At 58.4% G+C, this 18,884-nt stretch carries 14 protein-coding genes; 10 read left to right on the top strand and 4 right to left on the bottom strand.

Annotation, left to right across the window (positions count from 1 at the left end; translation table 11 throughout):
• Positions 1 to 58: 58 nt before the first annotated feature.
• Both OLX77_RS06055 and OLX77_RS06050 read right to left on the bottom strand, forming a co-directional pair.
• Positions 59 to 1,429, bottom strand: coding sequence for a sigma-54-dependent transcriptional regulator (locus OLX77_RS06055; RefSeq protein WP_307632700.1), 1,371 nt, complete (start codon positions 1,427 to 1,429; stop codon positions 59 to 61).
• Positions 1,430 to 1,441: 12 nt separating this feature from the next.
• Positions 1,442 to 2,998 carry a sensor histidine kinase gene (locus OLX77_RS06050; RefSeq protein ID WP_307632699.1) on the bottom strand — a complete coding sequence of 519 codons (1,557 nt, stop codon included), beginning with the start codon at positions 2,996 to 2,998 and terminating at the stop codon, positions 1,442 to 1,444.
• A 404-nt stretch (positions 2,999 to 3,402) separates the two neighbouring features.
• Between OLX77_RS06050 and OLX77_RS06045 the strand changes: the two genes are divergently transcribed.
• The 5 genes from OLX77_RS06045 (at position 3,403) to OLX77_RS06025 (ending at position 7,685) form a co-directional block, all read left to right on the top strand.
• Positions 3,403 to 3,969: a type IV pilin protein gene (locus OLX77_RS06045; protein WP_307632698.1), complete on the top strand. Its 567-nt coding sequence runs from the start codon at positions 3,403 to 3,405 to the stop codon at positions 3,967 to 3,969.
• 113 nt (positions 3,970 to 4,082) lie between these two features.
• A complete protein-coding gene (locus OLX77_RS06040) occupies positions 4,083 to 4,832 on the top strand; it encodes an ABC transporter ATP-binding protein (RefSeq protein WP_307632697.1) in 750 nt (249 codons plus the stop codon).
• A complete protein-coding gene (locus tag OLX77_RS06035) occupies positions 4,829 to 5,653 on the top strand; it encodes a hypothetical protein (RefSeq protein WP_307632696.1) in 825 nt (274 codons plus the stop codon). The genes OLX77_RS06040 and OLX77_RS06035 overlap by 4 nt, the downstream gene beginning before the upstream one ends.
• The gene (locus tag OLX77_RS06030) at positions 5,650 to 6,486 is read left to right on the top strand and encodes a hypothetical protein (RefSeq protein ID WP_307632695.1); all 837 of its coding nucleotides are present in this window, start codon (positions 5,650 to 5,652) and stop codon (positions 6,484 to 6,486) included. Before OLX77_RS06035 ends, OLX77_RS06030 begins: the two co-directional genes overlap by 4 nt.
• Before the next feature lie 155 nt (positions 6,487 to 6,641).
• Positions 6,642 to 7,685, top strand: coding sequence for a 3'-5' exoribonuclease YhaM family protein (locus OLX77_RS06025; protein WP_307632694.1), 1,044 nt, complete (start codon positions 6,642 to 6,644; stop codon positions 7,683 to 7,685).
• Between the two features lie 259 nt (positions 7,686 to 7,944).
• On the opposite strand, the gene OLX77_RS06020 is transcribed toward OLX77_RS06025, so the two are convergent.
• Both OLX77_RS06020 and purL read right to left on the bottom strand, forming a co-directional pair.
• Complete coding sequence (locus OLX77_RS06020; protein ID WP_307632693.1) at positions 7,945 to 8,265, bottom strand: YMGG-like glycine zipper-containing protein; 321 nt, start codon at positions 8,263 to 8,265, stop codon at positions 7,945 to 7,947.
• 110 nt (positions 8,266 to 8,375) lie between these two features.
• A complete protein-coding gene (gene purL / locus OLX77_RS06015; RefSeq protein ID WP_307632692.1) occupies positions 8,376 to 12,176 on the bottom strand; it encodes a phosphoribosylformylglycinamidine synthase in 3,801 nt (1,266 codons plus the stop codon).
• Between the two features lie 299 nt (positions 12,177 to 12,475).
• On the opposite strand from purL, the gene OLX77_RS06010 reads away from it, so the two are divergent.
• The 5 genes from OLX77_RS06010 (at position 12,476) to OLX77_RS05990 (ending at position 18,863) form a co-directional block, all read left to right on the top strand.
• Entirely contained in the window at positions 12,476 to 13,819 is a 1,344-nt protein-coding gene (locus tag OLX77_RS06010) for an NAD-binding protein (RefSeq protein ID WP_307632691.1), read from the top strand.
• A gap of 92 nt (positions 13,820 to 13,911) precedes the next feature.
• Entirely contained in the window at positions 13,912 to 14,919 is a 1,008-nt protein-coding gene (gene holB, locus OLX77_RS06005) for a DNA polymerase III subunit delta' (protein WP_307632690.1), read from the top strand.
• Between the two features lie 238 nt (positions 14,920 to 15,157).
• The gene (locus tag OLX77_RS06000) at positions 15,158 to 16,144 is read left to right on the top strand and encodes a PSP1 domain-containing protein (RefSeq protein ID WP_307632689.1); all 987 of its coding nucleotides are present in this window, start codon (positions 15,158 to 15,160) and stop codon (positions 16,142 to 16,144) included.
• The gene (gene metG, locus OLX77_RS05995) at positions 16,141 to 18,078 is read left to right on the top strand and encodes a methionine--tRNA ligase (protein ID WP_307632688.1); all 1,938 of its coding nucleotides are present in this window, start codon (positions 16,141 to 16,143) and stop codon (positions 18,076 to 18,078) included. Before OLX77_RS06000 ends, metG begins: the two co-directional genes overlap by 4 nt.
• Entirely contained in the window at positions 18,075 to 18,863 is a 789-nt protein-coding gene (locus OLX77_RS05990) for a diguanylate cyclase domain-containing protein (RefSeq protein WP_307632687.1), read from the top strand. The genes metG and OLX77_RS05990 overlap by 4 nt, the downstream gene beginning before the upstream one ends.
• Positions 18,864 to 18,884 lie beyond the last annotated feature (21 nt).

The raw sequence follows: 18,884 nt of genomic DNA, 5'->3' as shown, positions 1-18,884 counted from the left end.
CACACACTCTTTGCACGGAACAATTATAAACTTTTTTAATAGTTTTCCTGGTATCCCACTACAGACCGTATTCTTTCATTTTACTGAGCAGGGAAGGATAGCTGATTTCGAGCAGGAGGCCAGCCTTGCTCTTGTTGCCCCCGGTTGCATCCAGGGCCCGTCGGATCAAAACCCGCTCCATCTCGCGCTGCCCCTTTTTCAACGAAAATGTTCCCAACACTCCTTCCAGGCAATTTTCTGATTCCTGCCCCAGCAGATTTTCAGGCAGATGCTCCGGCAGGATAATTTTATCCGCAAGCACTACCGCCCGCTCCAGGGCATTCTCCAACTCCCGCACATTTCCCGGCCATTGGTGACGCAACAACAACGCCAAGGCGGCGGGGGATAACTCCGGAACGCTTTTCCCGAATTTTTTGCCGATCTTGGCGAGCAGATGCATACAGAGAAGGGGGATATCATCCTTCCGCTCCCGAAGAGGCGGGACATGCAAAGGAATCACATTTAAGCGGAAGAAAAGATCCTCCCGAAAGGTCCCGGATCTCACCTCTTCCTGCAAATCCCGGGCTGTCGCCGCCAGGACCCGCACATCGACCGGCACCGTCCGTGCCCCGCCCACCGGCCGTACCTCCCGCTCCTGCAGGACCCGCAGCAATTTCACCTGGGCATCAGCCGGAAGTTCGCCGATCTCGTCGAGAAACAGCGTTCCGCCCTCAGCCTCCTGAAAAATCCCCTTTCGGTCTTTTTCCGCCCCGGTAAAGGCACCCCGCACATAGCCGAACAATTCGCTTTCCAGAAGGGTTTCCGGCATCCCCCCGCAATTGACGGCAAGGAATGGTTTTTGCGCCCGGTTGCTTTTGGCGTGGATCCCCCGCGCCAAAAGCTCCTTGCCGGTCCCGCTCTCTCCGGTAATGAGAACCGTGATGTCGTGCTGTGCAACTCTGGAGGCAGTCTTGAGGAATGCCGTCATGACCGGGCTTTGTGCGATAATCCCACCAAGCCCCTGCGAAACCTGCAAATCATCGATCTGCCGCCGCAGCAGGAGATTTTCCCGCCGTAACCGCATATGCTCCGCAGCCCTTCCCAGGGTCAGGAGCACTTCATCCGCCTTAAAAGGCTTGGTGATGAAATCATAGGCGCCACCCTTTATCGCGGCCACGGCATCCTCGATGGCCGCATAGGCGGACATCATTATAATGGGTGCATCAACGCCCTGCTCCCTGGCTTTTCCCAGAAACGCCATCCCATCCAACCGGGGCATCTTCAAATCGCATAAAATCAGGGAAAAAAGCCCCTTCTCGATGGCGGCCAACCCTTCCTCGCCGTTTCTGGCGAGGGTTACCTCATATCCGGCTTTAGAGGTGACGATGGAAAGCATCTCCAGCATGGTTTCCTCATCATCGATTATCAATAACCGCCCAATCTCACCCATGCCTATCTCCTGTTACGCCGCCATGCCATTGTCCGACGGAGAATCCCCCCCACTCGCGGAAGGAGCCAGAGGCAAGGAAATCCAGATGGCCGCGCCCCTCCCCTCTTCACCACGCCCGCTTTCCGCCCACATCCTCCCCCCCCATTTCTCGACAAGCGAACAGGACACGGCCAACCCCAGGCCTGTCCCACTGCCCGGCTCCTTGGTGGTGAAAAAAGGCTCGAACACGCTCTCCAGATGTTCTTGTGCAATTCCCGGACCGTTGTCCTCGATAACAACCCGGACGTATCGCCGATCCCCCTCCTGCTCGTTGAAGCACCGCGCGAGGATCCTTCCTTTTGGCAGCGGACCAATGGCATCAACCGCATTCATCAGACAATTCACAAAGATCTGACGCAGACCATCCCCATCGGCCAGCACCAGATCTTCGTCCGCCTCAGAAATAAAAGAAAACTCTATGTGTCCATCTACCTTCCCCTGGCGAAACAGCTCCAGGCAATCCGCCAACAGCTCCCGCACCCGCAACGGCGCCGGGGCGCCTTCAACCGGTCGGGCATAATCAAGCAACTGCCGGATCAGTCTGCCCACCCGCGTCACCTCCTGTTCGGCACGCCTTGCGAACTCCTTCCGTTCGTCGGAGGTCACCTCCCCTTGCCCGAGAAGATCCAAATATCCCTGCACCACCCCAAGGGGATTGCCAATCTCATGGGCAAGACCGGCAGCCAGCCTGCCGATGGAGGCCATCTTTTCCGCCCGGACCATTTCGCGCCGGTTTCGATCCAGTTCCTCGTTGGCAAGCCGCAACGAGTCCACCTTTTGCATAAGCGCCCCCCGATCCTCTTCAAGTTGCGCAATCATCCGGTTCAAGCTTGAGGAAAGACGACCGAACTCATTCCCCACCCGCCCTGAAAAGGGCAAAAAATCATGGCGGAGCGAATAGGTGTCCGCCTGTTCGGCAAGTCGCTCCAGGGGACGGACCACAAGCTTGACCATGCGGAAAAAACCCACAACCGCAAGGACCACCGCATTGGCAAGGATATAGACCAAGATGATCTTTTCATTTTCCCACAACTGCCCATCGATCGGTTCGGTGGAGCGGACCATGGCCACACCACCCCTTGACCCATCCGGCGACCGGAAGGGCTGGGCAACGAGGAGCACATTGTTTTGCAGGTTTGAATCGTTACCAGGAGGAGGAGAAAGCAGCCGGCTGTTCGCAGCCCCAGAGTGCACAGCATTGGCCAAGGCACCCTCCAAGGCTTTTGTGAAGTGTTCACATCCCCCGGAGATGTTGATGATTTTTCCCTGTGCGTTTGCCGCAGCGACGCAGACAACAGCCGCATCCGACTGCACTATCTGCTCGACTTCTGTGCTGAACCGTTCTGCGCCGCCAACTGCAGGCAGGTTCCTGGCCATGGCCGCAAGCAGGCTCCGGCCATGATCCAGATCGGCGGACAGGGCCTGCCGTTTCCAGAGCTGCATGGACACGGCATTGAGCAGCAACATGCCGATTCCAAGAACCAGAAAAAAGGCCAGAATCGTCTGCGCCTTCAAATTCCAGACCCGCATGCATCGCCTCCAAGGTTCATCACGGTATTATCAACAAATACAATCGGGCTTTCCAAACAGGCCATGCACGAGGCTAACCTACTGAGAAAAAAAAGAAAAACTATTCTCAACACCTGTCCAGAATACACGGTATCCGCTTTTCTTAGAACAAAAAATCCATTGCCCCTGCCCAGACTGACACATACCGTCATCAATAACTGACAAAATATGTCAACCGGCTGCATGCACCTAGTTAGTTTTTTTTGTCTCTCGAGACAACACCATAAAATCAAACCACAAATTCCAATTTTCAAAATAATCCTCGTGCTGGCATGAAAATTGGAATTGACCCAAGCCATGGCTAGACCATATAACGGAGTAAGTTTTTAATTTTGCAAGGCACCACACACACAAAGGAGCGTATCATGAAGAACCAAAAAGGTTTCACCCTCGTAGAGTTGATGATCGTTGTCGCGATCATCGGCATCCTGGCGGCCATCGCCATCCCGCAGTTCGCCGCCTATCGCCAGCGGGCCTTCAACTCCTCGGCCACCAGCGATGTGGTCAATCTCCAGAAATCCCAGGCTGCTTACTTTGTTGACTGGCGTGGTTTTGGCTATACCGCCGCAACATCGAATGCAGCAATTGGTGCCAACGTAGTTCTGGCCGGTCCGGCCACCGCCGCCGACCACTGGATTACCGATGGCGGCACGGGCCTGAACATCGGCGTGAGCAATGGTGTGAACATTGGCTGCGTAGTTGGTCTTGGCAACGCTGCTGCTCCCTTCCAATATAGTGCCTTTACCGCAGTGGCAAAACATCGCACTGGCCCCCGGACCTTTGGCGTGGACAGTGATGTTACCGCAGTATACTGGAACGCCACTGGAAACTTTGGCCTCGATCCCTATACTCTTGTAATCGGTGATGTTCCCGCCGTTGGCGCCGCAGGGGTCAACGTTCTTACCACTGCCGCTAACTGGACCGCACTGTAATCAACGAGAATCTTCGTGCCATTCGGCGGCTCCTTTCTGGAGCCGCCGAATTTTTTTATGCTGTTTCCTTTTTTTTTTGCTTTTTCCCCTTCCTTGACAGACAGGTGCAGACGTTGGCAGATCCGATTGTCGCATTCCGCTCCGTTTCCAAAACCTATGCCAAGGAGCTTGGCACCCAGGCCCTTGCCGCCCTTGCGGAGGTTTCCTTCTCCATGCAGGCCGGGGAAACCCTCGGCATGATCGGCGCCAACGGCGCGGGCAAGTCCACGGCCATCAAGTTGATCATGGATTTCATCCGGCCCGATGCCGGCGCCATTACCATCCTCGGCAAAAATCCGACACACCGCCCAGTCAGAACCCGGATCGGCTACCTGCCGGAGACCGCCAATTTTCCCGCGAACCTCACCGTCTTGGACATGCTGCGTTTTACCGGCAGTTCCTGCAACATGGCACAACAGGAGGTCCGCACCAGTTCCGAGAAATGGCTCCGCCGCCTCGGACTGTGGGAGGCCCGCAACCGACCGCTGCGGAACTACTCCAAAGGCATGCAGCAACGGGCCAACTTTGCCATTGCCCTGCTCAATGACCCGGAGCTGTTGATCCTGGACGAGCCCATGAGCGGCTTGGACCCCATTGGCCGGGCGGATATCCTTGCGCTTATTACCGATCTGAAAGGGCAGGGCAAATCCATCCTCTTCTGCTCGCATATCCTGGAAGACGTAGACCGGTTGGTGGATCGGGTTCTGGTGCTGCACAAAGGCCGTAAGCTTTTTGAAGGCCAACCCCACGCCCTGGCCGAACAGCAGGGGTGTTCCAGCTTTGTGGAGGGGTATCTCAGCCTTGTGGAACAGGTGCAACAATGACTGACGCCCTCAAACGCATAAGCGCTCTGGCGCGCCTCGTCCTGCTCGACGGCCTCCGCCGTCATGCCCTCATGGGCCTCATCGTCCTTTCCATGGCGGCCCAGGCAGGCGCCCTCCTGTTCCTTGACTTTATTCCCAGGGATATCGGCAGGGCTTCCAGTGATTTCATCCTCTCCATGGCATGGCTTTCCGGCTTTATCTTTCTTTTTTTCCACGGGGTCCAGGTTATTGCCCTGGATGAAGAACGGAAGGTCATTTATTCTTTGCTGGCGCGCCCGATCTCGCGGGGAGAATATGTCCTCGGCATCTTTTCCGGTCTCGCCGGACTTCTTCTCCTTTTAAACCTGCTCCTGTGCGGACTGGGCTTCGGCGCCCTGCTGATCATCAAACAGATGACCCCGGCCTATTTCAGCCAGTTCAACACCCTGCCCTATCTGCTCTCCTGGCTTGGTCTTTTTTCCATGGAGCTGATGCTGCTTTCCGTCATTCTTTTGTTTTCCGGCCTGGTACGCGGCAGTTTTCCAGTGCTGCTCATCTCCCTTTCCTTTTATGCCATCTGCTCCGGCTTGCCCGTGGTGCGGGAAGCCATAGGGCTTCAGGTCTTGCAAACCGAACCGCAACCAAGGCTGGAAGCTGCCTTGCGCTGGCTGACCTCGGTTTTCCCGGATTTTGACCGGTTGGATTTCAAGAACATGATCGCCTCGTCGGCCCTGCTCCCGGATCTTTCGCTCCTGCTGATAAATTTCGGGCTGACCATCTCCTATGTTGGCCTTTTTCTCTGGCTTGCCTGCCTTGTCTACCAGCGCAAGGATCTGCAATGAGCGCCAAGCTGCCTCTTTTTTTTCTGCTCCTGTTCCTCTACGGGGCATTATTTTCCCTCCAGGAGAGTCGTTTTTCCGAAGGGAGCCTGCAACTCTCCCACCCCTTGCACCCGACAGCCCAGAAAATCGCCCTCGGTTATCTCCACCAACTCGGCGGGGAGGCACAATTTATCAAGGCCAGTGTTTTCTTCGGCGGCCTGAGCTATAAACCGAGCAAACCCCTTGAGTATGCCGAACCCCTCTCACGGCGCCTTAACGCCGCAGCCGCGTTACATCCGCAATTCATCGACACCTATTTTCTCTGCCAGGCAACCCTGCCCCATATCAATGATGAATATGCTCGGTATACAAACAGGGTGATCAGCCAAGGGATGACCGCCCTGCCGGATAACTTTGTCCTGCCTTTTTTTGTCGGCTTCAACCATTTTTACTATCTTGACGAACCATTGGAGGCAGCACAGCTCTTTCATCTTGCCGCAAAAAAACCCAATGGCCCGATCATGCTCGAGCATCTTGCCAACATCCTCTCGGCCGAGGGGGGGAATATTTATGCCGCCCTGATCGGGTTACGAGGATTATACGCTAACGAAAAAGATGAGCAGGTCAAAAAGCGGTATGCCGAGGAAATTACCGCGTTTGAAAAAGCGGTTACGGTTCTAGAGGCCATCCAGCGTCACGAAAAAATGACAGGGGCGCCCCCTGCCGCCTTAAGCGACCTTGTCCCGAATTATCTCCCCGCAATCCCCGATATTGGGCCAATTTTCACCCTTGAATGGCAACCGCCCCATCTTGGCGTTGTGCGCGTCGACAAGAAAAAAGTCTCCCACCGATAAGCTACCTCTCGAGCTCAGCCCTGCAGGACCAGCTCCCCCCTTTTCTCCTCTGCTGCGCTGCCGCACAGTTTCCAAACCCTTCTTCCTCTGGTATAGTGACCTCGTACACGACGATAGGCACACTCCGAAAAGCCCTCCACCCTATTCCCGAGCCCATGACAACCGTAAACAAAAAGATCCAGATACAAGAAATTATTGACGGCCAAACAATCCACGACCTTTTCCTGGTCCGCGAGATGAGCCGTGGCGAAACCAAGGCCGGCAAGCCCTATCTAAGCCTGGTCCTGATGGACGCCAGCGGCGAGATCTCGTGCCGGGTCTGGGAGAATGCCGAGCAACTCATGGACGAATGCCCGGCCGGAGCCATAGTTTCCGTTACCGGTCAGGCCCAGGGTTACAGAGGAATCCTCCAACTCCGAATTGACACCCTCAGCCGGGTGCAGGAGAGTGAGGTGGACCTGGCCCTCTTTGTCCCAAGCACCAAGGGCAACATTGGACTCATGGCCAAGGAGTTGCTCAAGCTGGTGAACAGCGTGGAAAACCCCTTTTTAAAGGAACTGCTCCTCTCCCTGTTCGGGGAACGGAGACTCATGCAATCCTTTAAAAAGGCGCCGGCCGCCAAGATGATGCACCATGCCTATGTGGGCGGCTTGCTGGAACACACCCTCGCCGTGGCCCGGCTGGCGGAGAGCATCAGCACCCTCTATCCGACCTTGGACCGCTCCTTGCTTATCGCCGGGGCGCTTCTCCACGACATCGGCAAGCTCCGGGAATTCAGCTTCGATTCCTTTCCCTTCGACTACACGGACCGGGGGAGGTTGGTGGGGCACATGGTATTGGGCATCGAGATGATGCAGGAAAAAATCAATGCAATCTCCGGCTTTCCGGAAGATCTGGGTGACCGGCTCAAACACCTTATTCTGAGCCATCACGGTCGGCATGAGTTCGGCTCCCCCTCCCTGCCCATGATGCAAGAGGCGTTTGCCTTGAATTTTTTGGACGATCTTGACGCCAAGATCAATTACCTGGATCGCTTGTCCGGCCAGGTAAAAGGGGAAGGATATCAGTGGACGGAATTCCAGCGCAACCTGGAGCGTTTTCTCTTTGTCCGAGGCCATCAGGCTGAAGATGGCTTGCCCGCCGATCAGGGGCAGGATAATGGGGTGGACCCGCGCCAACGGACGCTTTTCGGTCTGTAATTGCAGACACGGCGAGCAATCTGTTTTCACAATCTATCCAGACATACGAGCCTCTTCCAAAATAACCAATATGTCATTCCCGAATGTTTTTATCGGGAATCTATTTTTGTAAATTCAGTGCGTTATGAATTCCCGCCTACGCGGGAAGGACAATTATTGGGCTTCATTCGTCGTTTTGCAAGAGGCTCACACAACAAAAAAGGGGGGCATCTCAACGAGATGCCCCCCTTTTTTGCCTACAATTCCCAATTATTCCCGATCAATCGTCGTGCCCATGACCCTTACGATGCTTGTACTGGCCACGATGCCGGCCATTGTCATGGTGGCCATCTTCATGAATAACCACTACTTTCTTGGCCGGTTTGTCATCGGCGGCAATGGCCGCACCAGTCGCACCGCCTAAGCCGGCCCCCACAATGGCGCCGGTCTTCCCGCCAACCACGGAACCAACCGCGGCGCCAGCCGCGCCGCCGATGGCGCCGCCGAGAACGGCCTTGCCATCGATGCCCTCGGCCAACGCCGAGGTGGAGATACTGGAAATCATCACGCAAAACGCCAAAATTCCCACTCGCTTCATCATAATTCGGTCTCATCAAGAAGATTATACGAAATCGCTTGCGCCAACAGGCGGCAAGCGGACTCAATCACGCATTGATATACCATTTCACAGCGCAGCCGTACATATTTTCGCTACTTCATACACCACGCATAGGCATTCTGGAACATCCGCAGCCAGGGCGAGACCTCAAGCTGCTTCATCTCCTCGGGCAGCCAGTGACATTGCCAGGGCAGGAAGGCCCGTTCCGGATGCGGCATCATGGCCAGATGGCGGCCATCGGGCGAACAGAGGCCGGTGAGGCCGCCGGGCGAACCGTTGGGGTTGAAGGGATACGCCTCGCTGGGCTGGCCCGCGTCGTCCACATAGGCAAGAGTGGCAAGGTTCCCTGCCAGCACCTGCTCCTTGATGGCCGGGTCTGGGAAATGGAGGAACCCTTCCCCGTGGTCCACGTGGATGCCGAAGGTCAGATCCTCCATGCCCTTGAGCATCATGGCCGGGCTCTTGAGCACCTTGACCGTGACCCAGCGCGACTCGAACCTGCCTGAAACGTTATGGATGAAGCGGGGCTGCTGCTCAGCCGGGAGCCGCCCCTGCCAAGGGACCAAACCCAGCAAACCGAAGAGCTGGCAGCCGTTGCAGATCCCCAGGGTGAAGGTATCAGGCCGGTCGTAAAAGGATTGGAACATCCCTTTGAGCCGTTCGTTGAAAAGAATGGTGGCGGCCCAGCCCTTGGCGGACTCGGGCACGTCGGCGTAGGAAAATCCCCCCACCGCAGCCAGACCCCGGAAACCGTCCAGGGTGATGCGCCCGTCCAAAAGGTCGGTCATGGTCACGTCCCAGGGCTCAAAACCGGCGGCATAAAAGGCCGAGCTCATCTCCCGATCGGAATTGGAGCCCTCGTCCCGCAGGATGGCGACCTTGGGCTTGTTCGTTTTCGCCAGCACCTCGGCACCGGTTTTTTCCGGGGCGAAGCTCAAATGGTAGGTCGGCCCCTTGCGGTCGTAGATATTCCGCTTTTCCTCGTCGGCGCAGGAGGGCTTGATCTGGAGCCGCTCCAACTGGTAGCTGGTTTCCTCCCACCACTGGCGGAGAAGACGCATATCCTCACCGAGAACCATTGCCCCGTTATAGCTGATCCGGATCTCTTTTACCGGGGTGGTTGTGCCGAGCAGCACACAGGGAACCCCGTACTTGGCCAGGGTCGCCTGCACCGCCGCTTCCTGCCCGGCCGCGCATTCCAGCGCCAGCCCCAGTTCTTCGCTGAAGAGCGCTTCGATGGCGGTGGATGTGCCGGTCAGGGCCAGCTCCAGGCCGCAGTTGCCGCTAAAGGCCATCTCCAGCACGGTGGTGATCAGGCCGCCGTCGCTGCGGTCGTGACCTGCCGCAATCATGCCATTCTCGATCAGCTCCTGCACCGCGCAAAATGCCTGTTTCACCTGGGCCGGGTTGTCCATGTCCGGCGAGTCGTTACCGAGCTGGCCCAAGATCTGGGCCAGGGCCGTGCCGCCGAGCCGGTTTTTGCCGTTACCCAGATCGATAAACAGTAGGGTGGAGCCGGGCTGCTTGATGTCCGGGCTCACCACCTTGGAGATATCCGCCACCGCCCCGTATACCGAGATCACCAGCTCCCGGGGCGACTTGACCGTTTCCTTGCCCACCTTGGTGGCCATGGAGAGGCTGTCCTTGCCGCCGTCCACGGCGATACCCACGCCGATCATGGCCTCGCGCATGGCCAGGGCCGCGTCGTACATGGCCGCGCCCTCGCCTTCGAGCTTGGGGGCCCACATCCAGTTGGCCGAGCATTTCACCTGCTCAAGCTCTACCACCTTGGCCCAGACCAGATTGGTCAACGCCTCGCCCACCGCCATCCGCGCCCCGGCGGCAGGACTCACCAGCATCTTGATGGGCTGCTCGCCGATGGCCGTGGCCACCCCGGATTTGGCAAAATGGCTTTGGGCCAGGACAGCCACATCGCTCACCGGCAGCTGCAAGGGGCCGCAGCATTGCTGGCGCACGATAAGGCCGGTGACGGCCCGGTCCACCTTATTGGTGAGAAAACGCTTGGAGCCCACGGACACCAGACGCAGGACATTGTGCAGAGCGTCTTTGACGCTGAGATCCTGCACCACCAAAGGCTTGAGGCCCGGCTGGCGGCGGTTGTCGCTGAAGGTCTTGATCGGCACATTGCCCAGCAGCTCGTTGAGCTCGATATCCACCGGGGTGGAGCCATCCAAATTGTCATGCACCACAAAGCGGAGATCGCCGGTCACCTCGCCCAACACCTCGCAGGCCACCTTTTCCCGGGCGCAGATCGCCTGGAACTTTGCGATATTTTCTGGCCGGATCAGAAACCCGTTGCGCTCCTGGTACTCGGCCACGTAGATCTCCAGCACGCTCATGGTGGGGTCGCCCACCCGGATGTTGCGGATCTCGATGCGGCCGCCGGATTTCTCCACCAGCTCTTTTAAGACATTGGCCGGGCCGCCCGCGCCCTGGTCGTGGATCACGTCGATCAGGGTCTTGTCGCCCATCTCGTTGCAGGCCCGGATCACCCGGTTCATCTTCTGCTCCATCTCGGCGTCGCCGCGCTGGACCGCATCGAAATCAAGCTCGCTGACATTCTCGCCCTGGAGCATGCTGGAGGCGGCGCCGCCGCCAAAACCCACCCGATAGGCCGGGCCGCCCACCTGGACGATGAGCATGCCCTTTTCCTCCTTGGCCTTGGCGGTGTGCCGGGCATCGATCTGCCCCACGCCGGCGGTGAACATGATGGGCTTGAGAAAGCCCCACCGCTCGCCGCTCTCCAGACGCAGGTCAAAGGAGCGGGTAAACCCCAGGACCAGGGGCTCGCCGAATTTGTTGCCGTAATCCGAGGCACCGTTGCTGGCCTCGATCTCGATGGTCAGGGCCGAGGCCAGATTATCCGGGCAGGGGTAGCGGTTCTCCCAGGGCAGGTCGTAGCCGGGGATATGGAGATTGGCCACGCAATAGCCCGCAGTCCCGGCCATGACAAAGCCGCCCTTGCCGGTGCCCTGCACGTCGCGAATCCTGCCGCCGGTACCGGTCTCGGCTCCCGGAAAAGGGGCGACCCCGGTGGGGAAGTTATGGGTCTCGGCGGTGAGGAGCACATGGTAGACCACCTCCTGGGGAGCAAGGGGGGACGGGGCGCCCGGCTCATTCGGAAGAAGAGTGGTCAGCCGATGCCCCACCACGGCGCTGGAGTTGTCCTTGAAGGCGATGACGCTGCCCTTGGGATGGGCGGTGAGGGTGTCGGTGACCAACTCAAAGAGGTTTGCCTGCTGTTCCTCGCCGTCGATGATCTGCCTGCCCCGGAAAAAGCCGTGCCGGGAATGCTCGGAGTTGGCGTTGTTGAGATCCATGATCTCGACGATGGTGGGATTGCGCTTGTGCTTGGTGACAAAGTAGTCGTAGTAGAAATTCCGGTCCCATTCGTCCATGGAGATGCCGGGGATGGCCAACAGCCCGTCCGGCCCTTGGCCGATGAGGTCGATTGCATACACCGCCTCCGGGGTCACCCCGGTTTCAAAGGTAGTGAGCGGCGCGGGGTAGAGGCACTCGGTCATCCGGTCGTGATTGGCCGCAACAAAGGCGGGAATATCATCCCCCTGATCCACCAGAAATCGGCGGGAACGCTCCACCCGGGTCACCGAGTCCAGGCCGATGGCCCGGCAGATGGAGACCAGGTTCGAGGACCAGGCCGTGGCGAAATTGAGCCGCGGCCCCAGCTCCACCACCCTCTCACCGCCAAGATTGGGGGTGTCGGTGACCGTTTCGGCAAGAAAACCGTCCGCCAGCACAAGCCGCAGTCGGTCCAGCTCGGCTGCGCTCAGGGAGGCAGTGCTTTCGATATTGAAGCAGTATTCACGGTTGCCATCAATGGCGCGGTATAACTGGCGGACTGTCGTTCCCATGGTCGTATCCTAAAAGTGTGTGTGCACAGTAGCGGCGAAATAAAACAAGCATTCAACCTATCATTAAACCACACTTTTTTCCGCAGGAAATTGCGTTGCTTCGGCAAAAAGAATTTTTTACCCCGCAACCCTTTCCCCAGGCCGGCAGACCCTTGGCCATCTTTTTCCTTAAATCTCCTCCTGCCGCTTGACGAACCTTTCCGGTCACGGTACAAGAATTTCATGAAATCGCCTTTCCCAATAGCGGCACCCGCCGCATCAACCACGGCACCGACAAGCTCTCCCTCTTGATCGTGACCGTGAAACCCCACCGCATAACCTGGACCCTGGCCGGCCTTCTCGCTCTCCTTCTGGTCGGCATCTTCGGCTATATGTGGCTTGAAGATTTTACCCTGATCGAAGCCCTGTACATGTCGATCATAACCCTGACCTCGGTCGGTTTCGGCGAGGTGCGGCCGCTGTCCGATACCGGGCGGCTTTTTACCACGGGCTACATTCTCCTGGGTTTTAGCGGCCTGGCCTTTGCCAGCCACGCATTGGTGGGATCAGTCGTTGAATCGGTCTGGACCGGAGGCAAGGAGACAAAAAAAATGCAGAAAAAAATTGCTCAGCTCAAGTCACATTTCATCCTCTGCGGCTATGGGCGAGTTGGCGCGGCGGCGGCGGAACATTTCAAGGCCAACCAGGTTGATTTCGTCATCATTGAAAACTCCGCGGAACACTGCCAGCACATCATGGAACAAGGACATCTCCATATTCACGGCGACGCCACCCATGAAGAGACCCTGCGGGCTGCCGGGATCAAATCGGCCACGGGACTGATCGCCCTGCTGAACAAAGACCCGGATAATCTCTTTGTCGTTTTATCGGCCAGGGAACTCAACCCCACCCTCCACATCATCTCCCGGGCCGAAGATCTTTCCTCGGAACATAAGATCCTGCGGGCAGGCGCCGACAATGTCATTTCGCCCTTTGCCTCGGCAGGCATCCGCATTGCCGAAGACCTCCTTGTCGCCACCGGCAGACAGGCAGACAAAGAACCTCTGATCAGCCAGTGGGTTGAGGTGCAAAAAGGGTCGAGCATGGCCGGGATTACCATCGAAGAGGTTTCGCGGCAAATGGGAGCGAGAATATTCGGTTTGCGCCGTGACGGGCAGGACACCATCTTTCCCGAAGCGGAAATCTCTCTCCTCCAAGGGGACCAACTCTTGGTCCTGCAAGATTCCAAAGAACCACAAACAGCCGGCGAGTCCATGTCCCCGCACAAGGTCGTGATCGTCGATGACAACCCCGTTATTTTACGGCTCTACAGCCGTCTCCTGCAAAAAGCGGGGTTCATCCCCCTGCCCGCGACAAACGGCCAGGAAGGGCTCGCCCTGATTCTTAAAGAAAAGCCCGCGGTCGCCGTGATCGACTTCATCCTGCCGCTTCTCTCCGGCATTGAAATCTGCAAGAAAATCCGCAACCAGCCGGAATACGCCGAGGTGAAGCTGCTGCTCTTTACCGCGGATGAACGGGCGGAAATCAAGCAACAGGCCCTGGATGCCGGCGCCGATCTGGTGATCCGCAAGGGACCGGAATCTTCCGAGATCATTGAAGCGGTGCAGCTGGTCATCAAAAATCGCCACTCTCCGACCAGCTAACCTCTTTCCGGCTTGCCCTTGCGCATCGCGCCTCGCTCACCTTCCCGCCTTTTGCCTTTTTCATCCCTCCCGCATCGGGTATGATACCTGGCATGAAAACACCCCAGGAAAACATCCCCCTTGGTTTTGCCGAAATCATCGGCCAGGACAAGGCCAAACAGCTCTTGCACCGCGCCGTGGCACAAGGCCGGCTGAGCCATGCCTTTCTCTTCAAAGGGGCCATGGGGGTCGGCAAAAAGACCTTTGCCCGCACCTTTGCCACCTTTCTCAACTGCCAAAATCCGCTGGAGCACGAATCTTGCGGCCAATGCCCCTCCTGCCGGAAATTTCATGCCGGCAGCCACCCGGATTTTCTCGTGATCGAGCCGGAGGGTGCGGCCATCAAGATCAATCAGGTGCGGGAACTGAAAAAGACCTTGGCCTTCCCGCCCTTTGAGGCGAAGCTCCGGGTGGTGCTGCTCTGCGATATCCACACCATGCGGCGGGAGGCGGCCAACTCCCTGCTCAAGACTCTGGAAGAACCGCCCGGACAGACCATGCTGATCCTCACCGCTGACGAGGCGGGGATTATTTTGCCCACCATCCTCTCCCGCTGCCAGACCGTGCCGTTTTTTCCGCTCCCCCAGGATGAAGTGGCAAAAATCCTCAGCCGGGAGGCAACCATCGAGCCGGAAAGCGCGGCCACCTTGGCGGCCATGGCCGAAGGCAGCCTGGGCCGCGCCAGACTCCTGCTGGCCAAGGACTTGCTCGGCCAGCGTCGGGAGATTATCGACAACCTGCTGCAGCTTGCGCCCGACACCCCGGCCACGATCCAGGCCCTGGGCAACCTCGCCGAATCAGCGGCCAAGCTGAAGGAGGACCTTCCCGAGCTCCTGGACCTGCTCACCACCTGGCTCCATGATCTTCTCCTCCACCTCCATGGGGCCCCCGACAAAATCATCAACCACGATCTCCGGCCGACCTTCCCGGCAGCCTGCCGCCGCTGGTCCAGCCCCCAGCTCACCGAGCGGCTCGGGATGATGGAGACGGCACGAAAACAACTGGCCCGCAACTGCAACCCCACTGCGGTGTGCGAAGTACTTTTCTTTGCTCTGCTTTAATGGTATGATTGCCTTTTGTAACTGTTCAGCAGCACCACATCTGCTTCGGAGTCTCACAGGTTCGCTTACCTGTCATCGGCCTGCCCATGTGCAACAGCACACTGCGCAGACCTCTTGGTCGGCACTGCTGCCGACAATTGACACTCGCAGAGGTGGCAGCAGCGAAGCGGCGCTTCCGAACAGTTACACTCCGTAAACATTATTATTTTTCAGCCTCCGGGCTGTTTGAGCGCAAGACATGAACGAAACTCCGGAAACACCCCCTGAAGAGCTGGTGCATGAAGACCAGCACAATGCGGCGGAAACCTGCTATACCGTCCATTTCCGCCCAGGGGACCAATTTTTCTCCGCCGTCTCCCGCATCCAGAACCTCAAGGTCAATGAGCTGGTCATGGTCCAGACCGAACACGGCCTGGAGCCGGCCACCGTCCATGCCCGGACCCTGCCCTGCCCAGGACGGACCGAACCGGAACGATTGGGCAGCCACCTGATCGTCCGGCGGGGAACCCGGGACGAAACAGAAAAATTCGCCCGCCTCCTTGAACGCGAGCAGGAAGCCTTTAGTGTCTGCACCCGTTTCATCGGCAGCCATGGCTTGCCCATGAAGCTCATCAAGGTGGAACGGTTTTTAAACGGCAGCAAGATCATCTTTTACTTTACCGCCGACACCCGGGTTGACTTTCGCGAACTGGTCAAGGATCTGGTCCAGGAATTCCGCACCCGGGTGGAGATCCGCCAGGTCGGGGTCCGCCACGAAACCAAGATGATCGGCGGCCTGGGCTGCTGCGGCCGGGAACTCTGCTGCTCGTCCTATCTCAAAAACTTCGCCCCGGTTTCCATCAAGATGGCGAAGGAACAGGGGCTGCCCCTCAATCCGGCCAAAATCTCCGGCATCTGCAACCGGCTGCTCTGTTGCCTCACCTACGAGTACGAAACCTACCACGCCATGCGCAAGAAGATGCCCAAGCCGGGCAAGATCATCACCATCGGCGAGAAAAATTACAAGGTTATCAAGGTAAACGCCTTGGAAGAGACCCTGGAAGTCAACTGGCTGGAAGGCCAGGAAAGAAACATCCTCCTCTCCAAGGAGGAATGGAGCCAGGCCAAAGCGGCACTCCCCGCCCCGGGACAGTCCCAACCCAGAGCCCAAGCCCCGGAAGCGGATACCCAGCCGAGAAAGAAAAAGCCCAAACAGCACAAAGCCCCGGAAGGGCCGGACCAATGACCCCTTATTACCTCACCACCCCGATCTTTTACGTCAACGCCCAGCCCCATCTGGGCCATGCCTATTCCACCGTGGTGGCGGACACCGTCTGCCGGTACCAGCGGCTGCTCGGCAAGGATGTCCGTTTCCAGACCGGCACCGACGAACACGGCGACAAGATCGTCCATGCCGCGGCCGACGCCGAGGTTTCCGTAAAGGAGTATGTGGACAAGATCAGCGCCATGTTCCGCGCGGCCTGGCCGGGGCTTGCCATCGTGCCGGACGCCTTTGTCCGCACCACCGACCCGGCGCACATGGCAACAGTGCAGGGCATCCTGCAGCAGGTGTACGACCAGGGCGACATCTATTTCAGCGAGTACACCGGCCTCTACTGCAAGGGATGCGAACAGTTTCTCACGGAAAAAGAGCTGGTGGACGGCAAATGCCCGGATCATCTCACCGAACCGGAACAGATCAGCGAACAGAATTATTTTTTCCGGATGAGCAAGTACCAGGAGTGGCTCATCGACCACATCAACACGCACCCGGAATTTATCACCCCGGAACGTTACCGCAACGAGGTGCTCTCCTTCCTTAAGGAGCCCCTGGAGGATCTCTGCATCTCCCGGCCCACCACCCGCCTCACCTGGGGCATCCCCCTGCCCTTTGACAACCGTTTTGTCACCTATGTCTGGTTCGATGCGTTGATCAACTACCTTTCCGGCCTCGGCTATCCGGGGGGGGAGGATTTTGCCCGCTACTGGCCCGCGGCCGAGCATGTGATCGCCAAGGATATTCTCAAACCCCACGCCATTTACTGGCCCACCATGCTCAAGGCCATGGGCCTTGAGCCGTATAAGCGGCTGCATGTCCACGGCTACTGGAACATGGGGGAAACCAAGATGTCCAAAAGCCTAGGCAACGTGGTGCGCCCCGGCGAGCTGGCGGCCGAGTTCGGCGCGGATTCGGTGCGCTATTTCCTGCTCCGCGAGATGTCCTTCGGTCTGGACGCCGGCTTTTCCCCGGAAGCGTTACTGGCGCGACACAACTCCGATCTGACCAACGACCTGGGCAACCTCCTTTCCCGCTCGCTGACCATGGTGAAGAACTTCGCCGCTAGCGCCGTGCCGCAGCCGGGCACCCCCTCGGAGCAGGACAACGAACTGCGCGAGGCAACCCTGGCCATGCTGGGTCAGTACCGCGAACACATGGAGCATTTCGCCTTCCATCGGGCCCTGGGTGCGGTGTGGGAGGTGATCAGCCGGGCCAATAAATACATCGTCAGCACCCAACCCTGGGAACTGGCCAAGGATCCGCAACAGGGTGCGCGGCTGGCCACGGTACTCTACACCCTGCTGGAAACGTTGAGGCTCATCACCCTGACCCTGCGACCGATCATGCCGGAAACCGCGGCAAAGATGGGGGCAGCGCTGGGCACTGCCGATGAAATGAATTTCTCCGCCTGTTCCGTTTGGGGAAGGCTTGTGCCGGGCAGCAGCATCACCCCCGGGGCGCAGCTTTTCCCCAGGCTGCAACGGGAAGCAAAAGAAAAACCCCAACCGCAGACAAAGAAAGCCATGAAAGAATCGGACAAAGAAGCTGCTCCCACCCCGGAGAATGCGGCGGAAGATGAGGGGCTCGTCTCCTTTGACGCCTTCCAGAAGCTGGAATTGCGGGTGGCGGAGATCATCGCTGCCGAAAAGATCGCCAAATCAGACCGGTTGCTCAAGCTGACGGTCAAGGCGCCGGAGGAACGCACCATTGTCGCGGGCATTGCCCAGCATTACCAGCCGGAAGAGCTGGTGGGGCGTCAGGTGATCATTGTCGCCAACCTCAAGCCCGCCAAACTGATGGGCGTCGCCTCCCACGGCATGGTCCTGGCCGCCAAGGACGGCGACCGGCTGGTGCTTTCCTCCCTTTCCGGCCCGGTAACTCCGGGCAGCAGGGTGGCATGAGTCGAAAAACCTCCTCGGATACGGCGCTGCTCTATCGCAGCCTTGAGAAACAGGCGAGCCGGCATCCGGTGCGCACCATCAGGCTCAACGGCAAACGCCCCGAACCCCTGGGACTGCTGCTCATCGATGCGGACATCCCCGTACCGGAGGTGGCTTCAGCCCTGGCCGGGCTGCGGTTGGCAGACCAGCTTCGCCCGGCAACGGCGGTGGCTTCGGGCGACGCCTCGCTGCCTGACCAGGCCTGGCTGCACCAGCAACTGACAGCGGAACTGGCCAGAGTCCAGCAGACCAGACTGCCCTGCGCCCTTCTCCTCATCACTCTTTCCGGAAAAACCCCAGCAAAAAACGGGGCGACCACCTTGATCGGCCAAGCGGCAACAGCGCTTGCTTCCAGCCTGCATCCGGTGGATGTCCTCGCCAGCTTCCAAAATACCGGGCTGGCCCTGATCATGCCGGGCGCCACGATGGGCAAGGCGCGGAAACGAGCGGAAGAAATCCGGACCACCCTGCGCACCACCACCTTCACCACGGGTGCGACCACCATTACCCCCAAGCTGGCCCTCGGGATCGCCGTCTGTCATGCCTATGAGACCATTGCCCCGGAGCAACTTCTGCTCCTCGCCGAAGCGGAACTGAGCCGGGCCGCCAAGCTCGGCGGCGACGCCATCTGTCAAAGAGCCGCCAGCCAGACAGAGGATTCCTGCCAGGTGACGGTGGAAGAACGCGCCCAGCTTTGGCTGCAACCACGAAAACCCTCGCGGGCTACGGCGGGGATGGCGGCATAATTTGTTCCCTACTTTTACGGA

The organism is Thiovibrio frasassiensis (genome assembly GCF_029607905.1).
Lineage (GTDB): Bacteria > Desulfobacterota > Desulfobulbia > Desulfobulbales > Desulfurivibrionaceae > Thiovibrio > Thiovibrio frasassiensis.
Note: the sequence above shows the minus strand (reverse complement) of the source record. Positions and strands in the feature narration are given on the sequence as shown.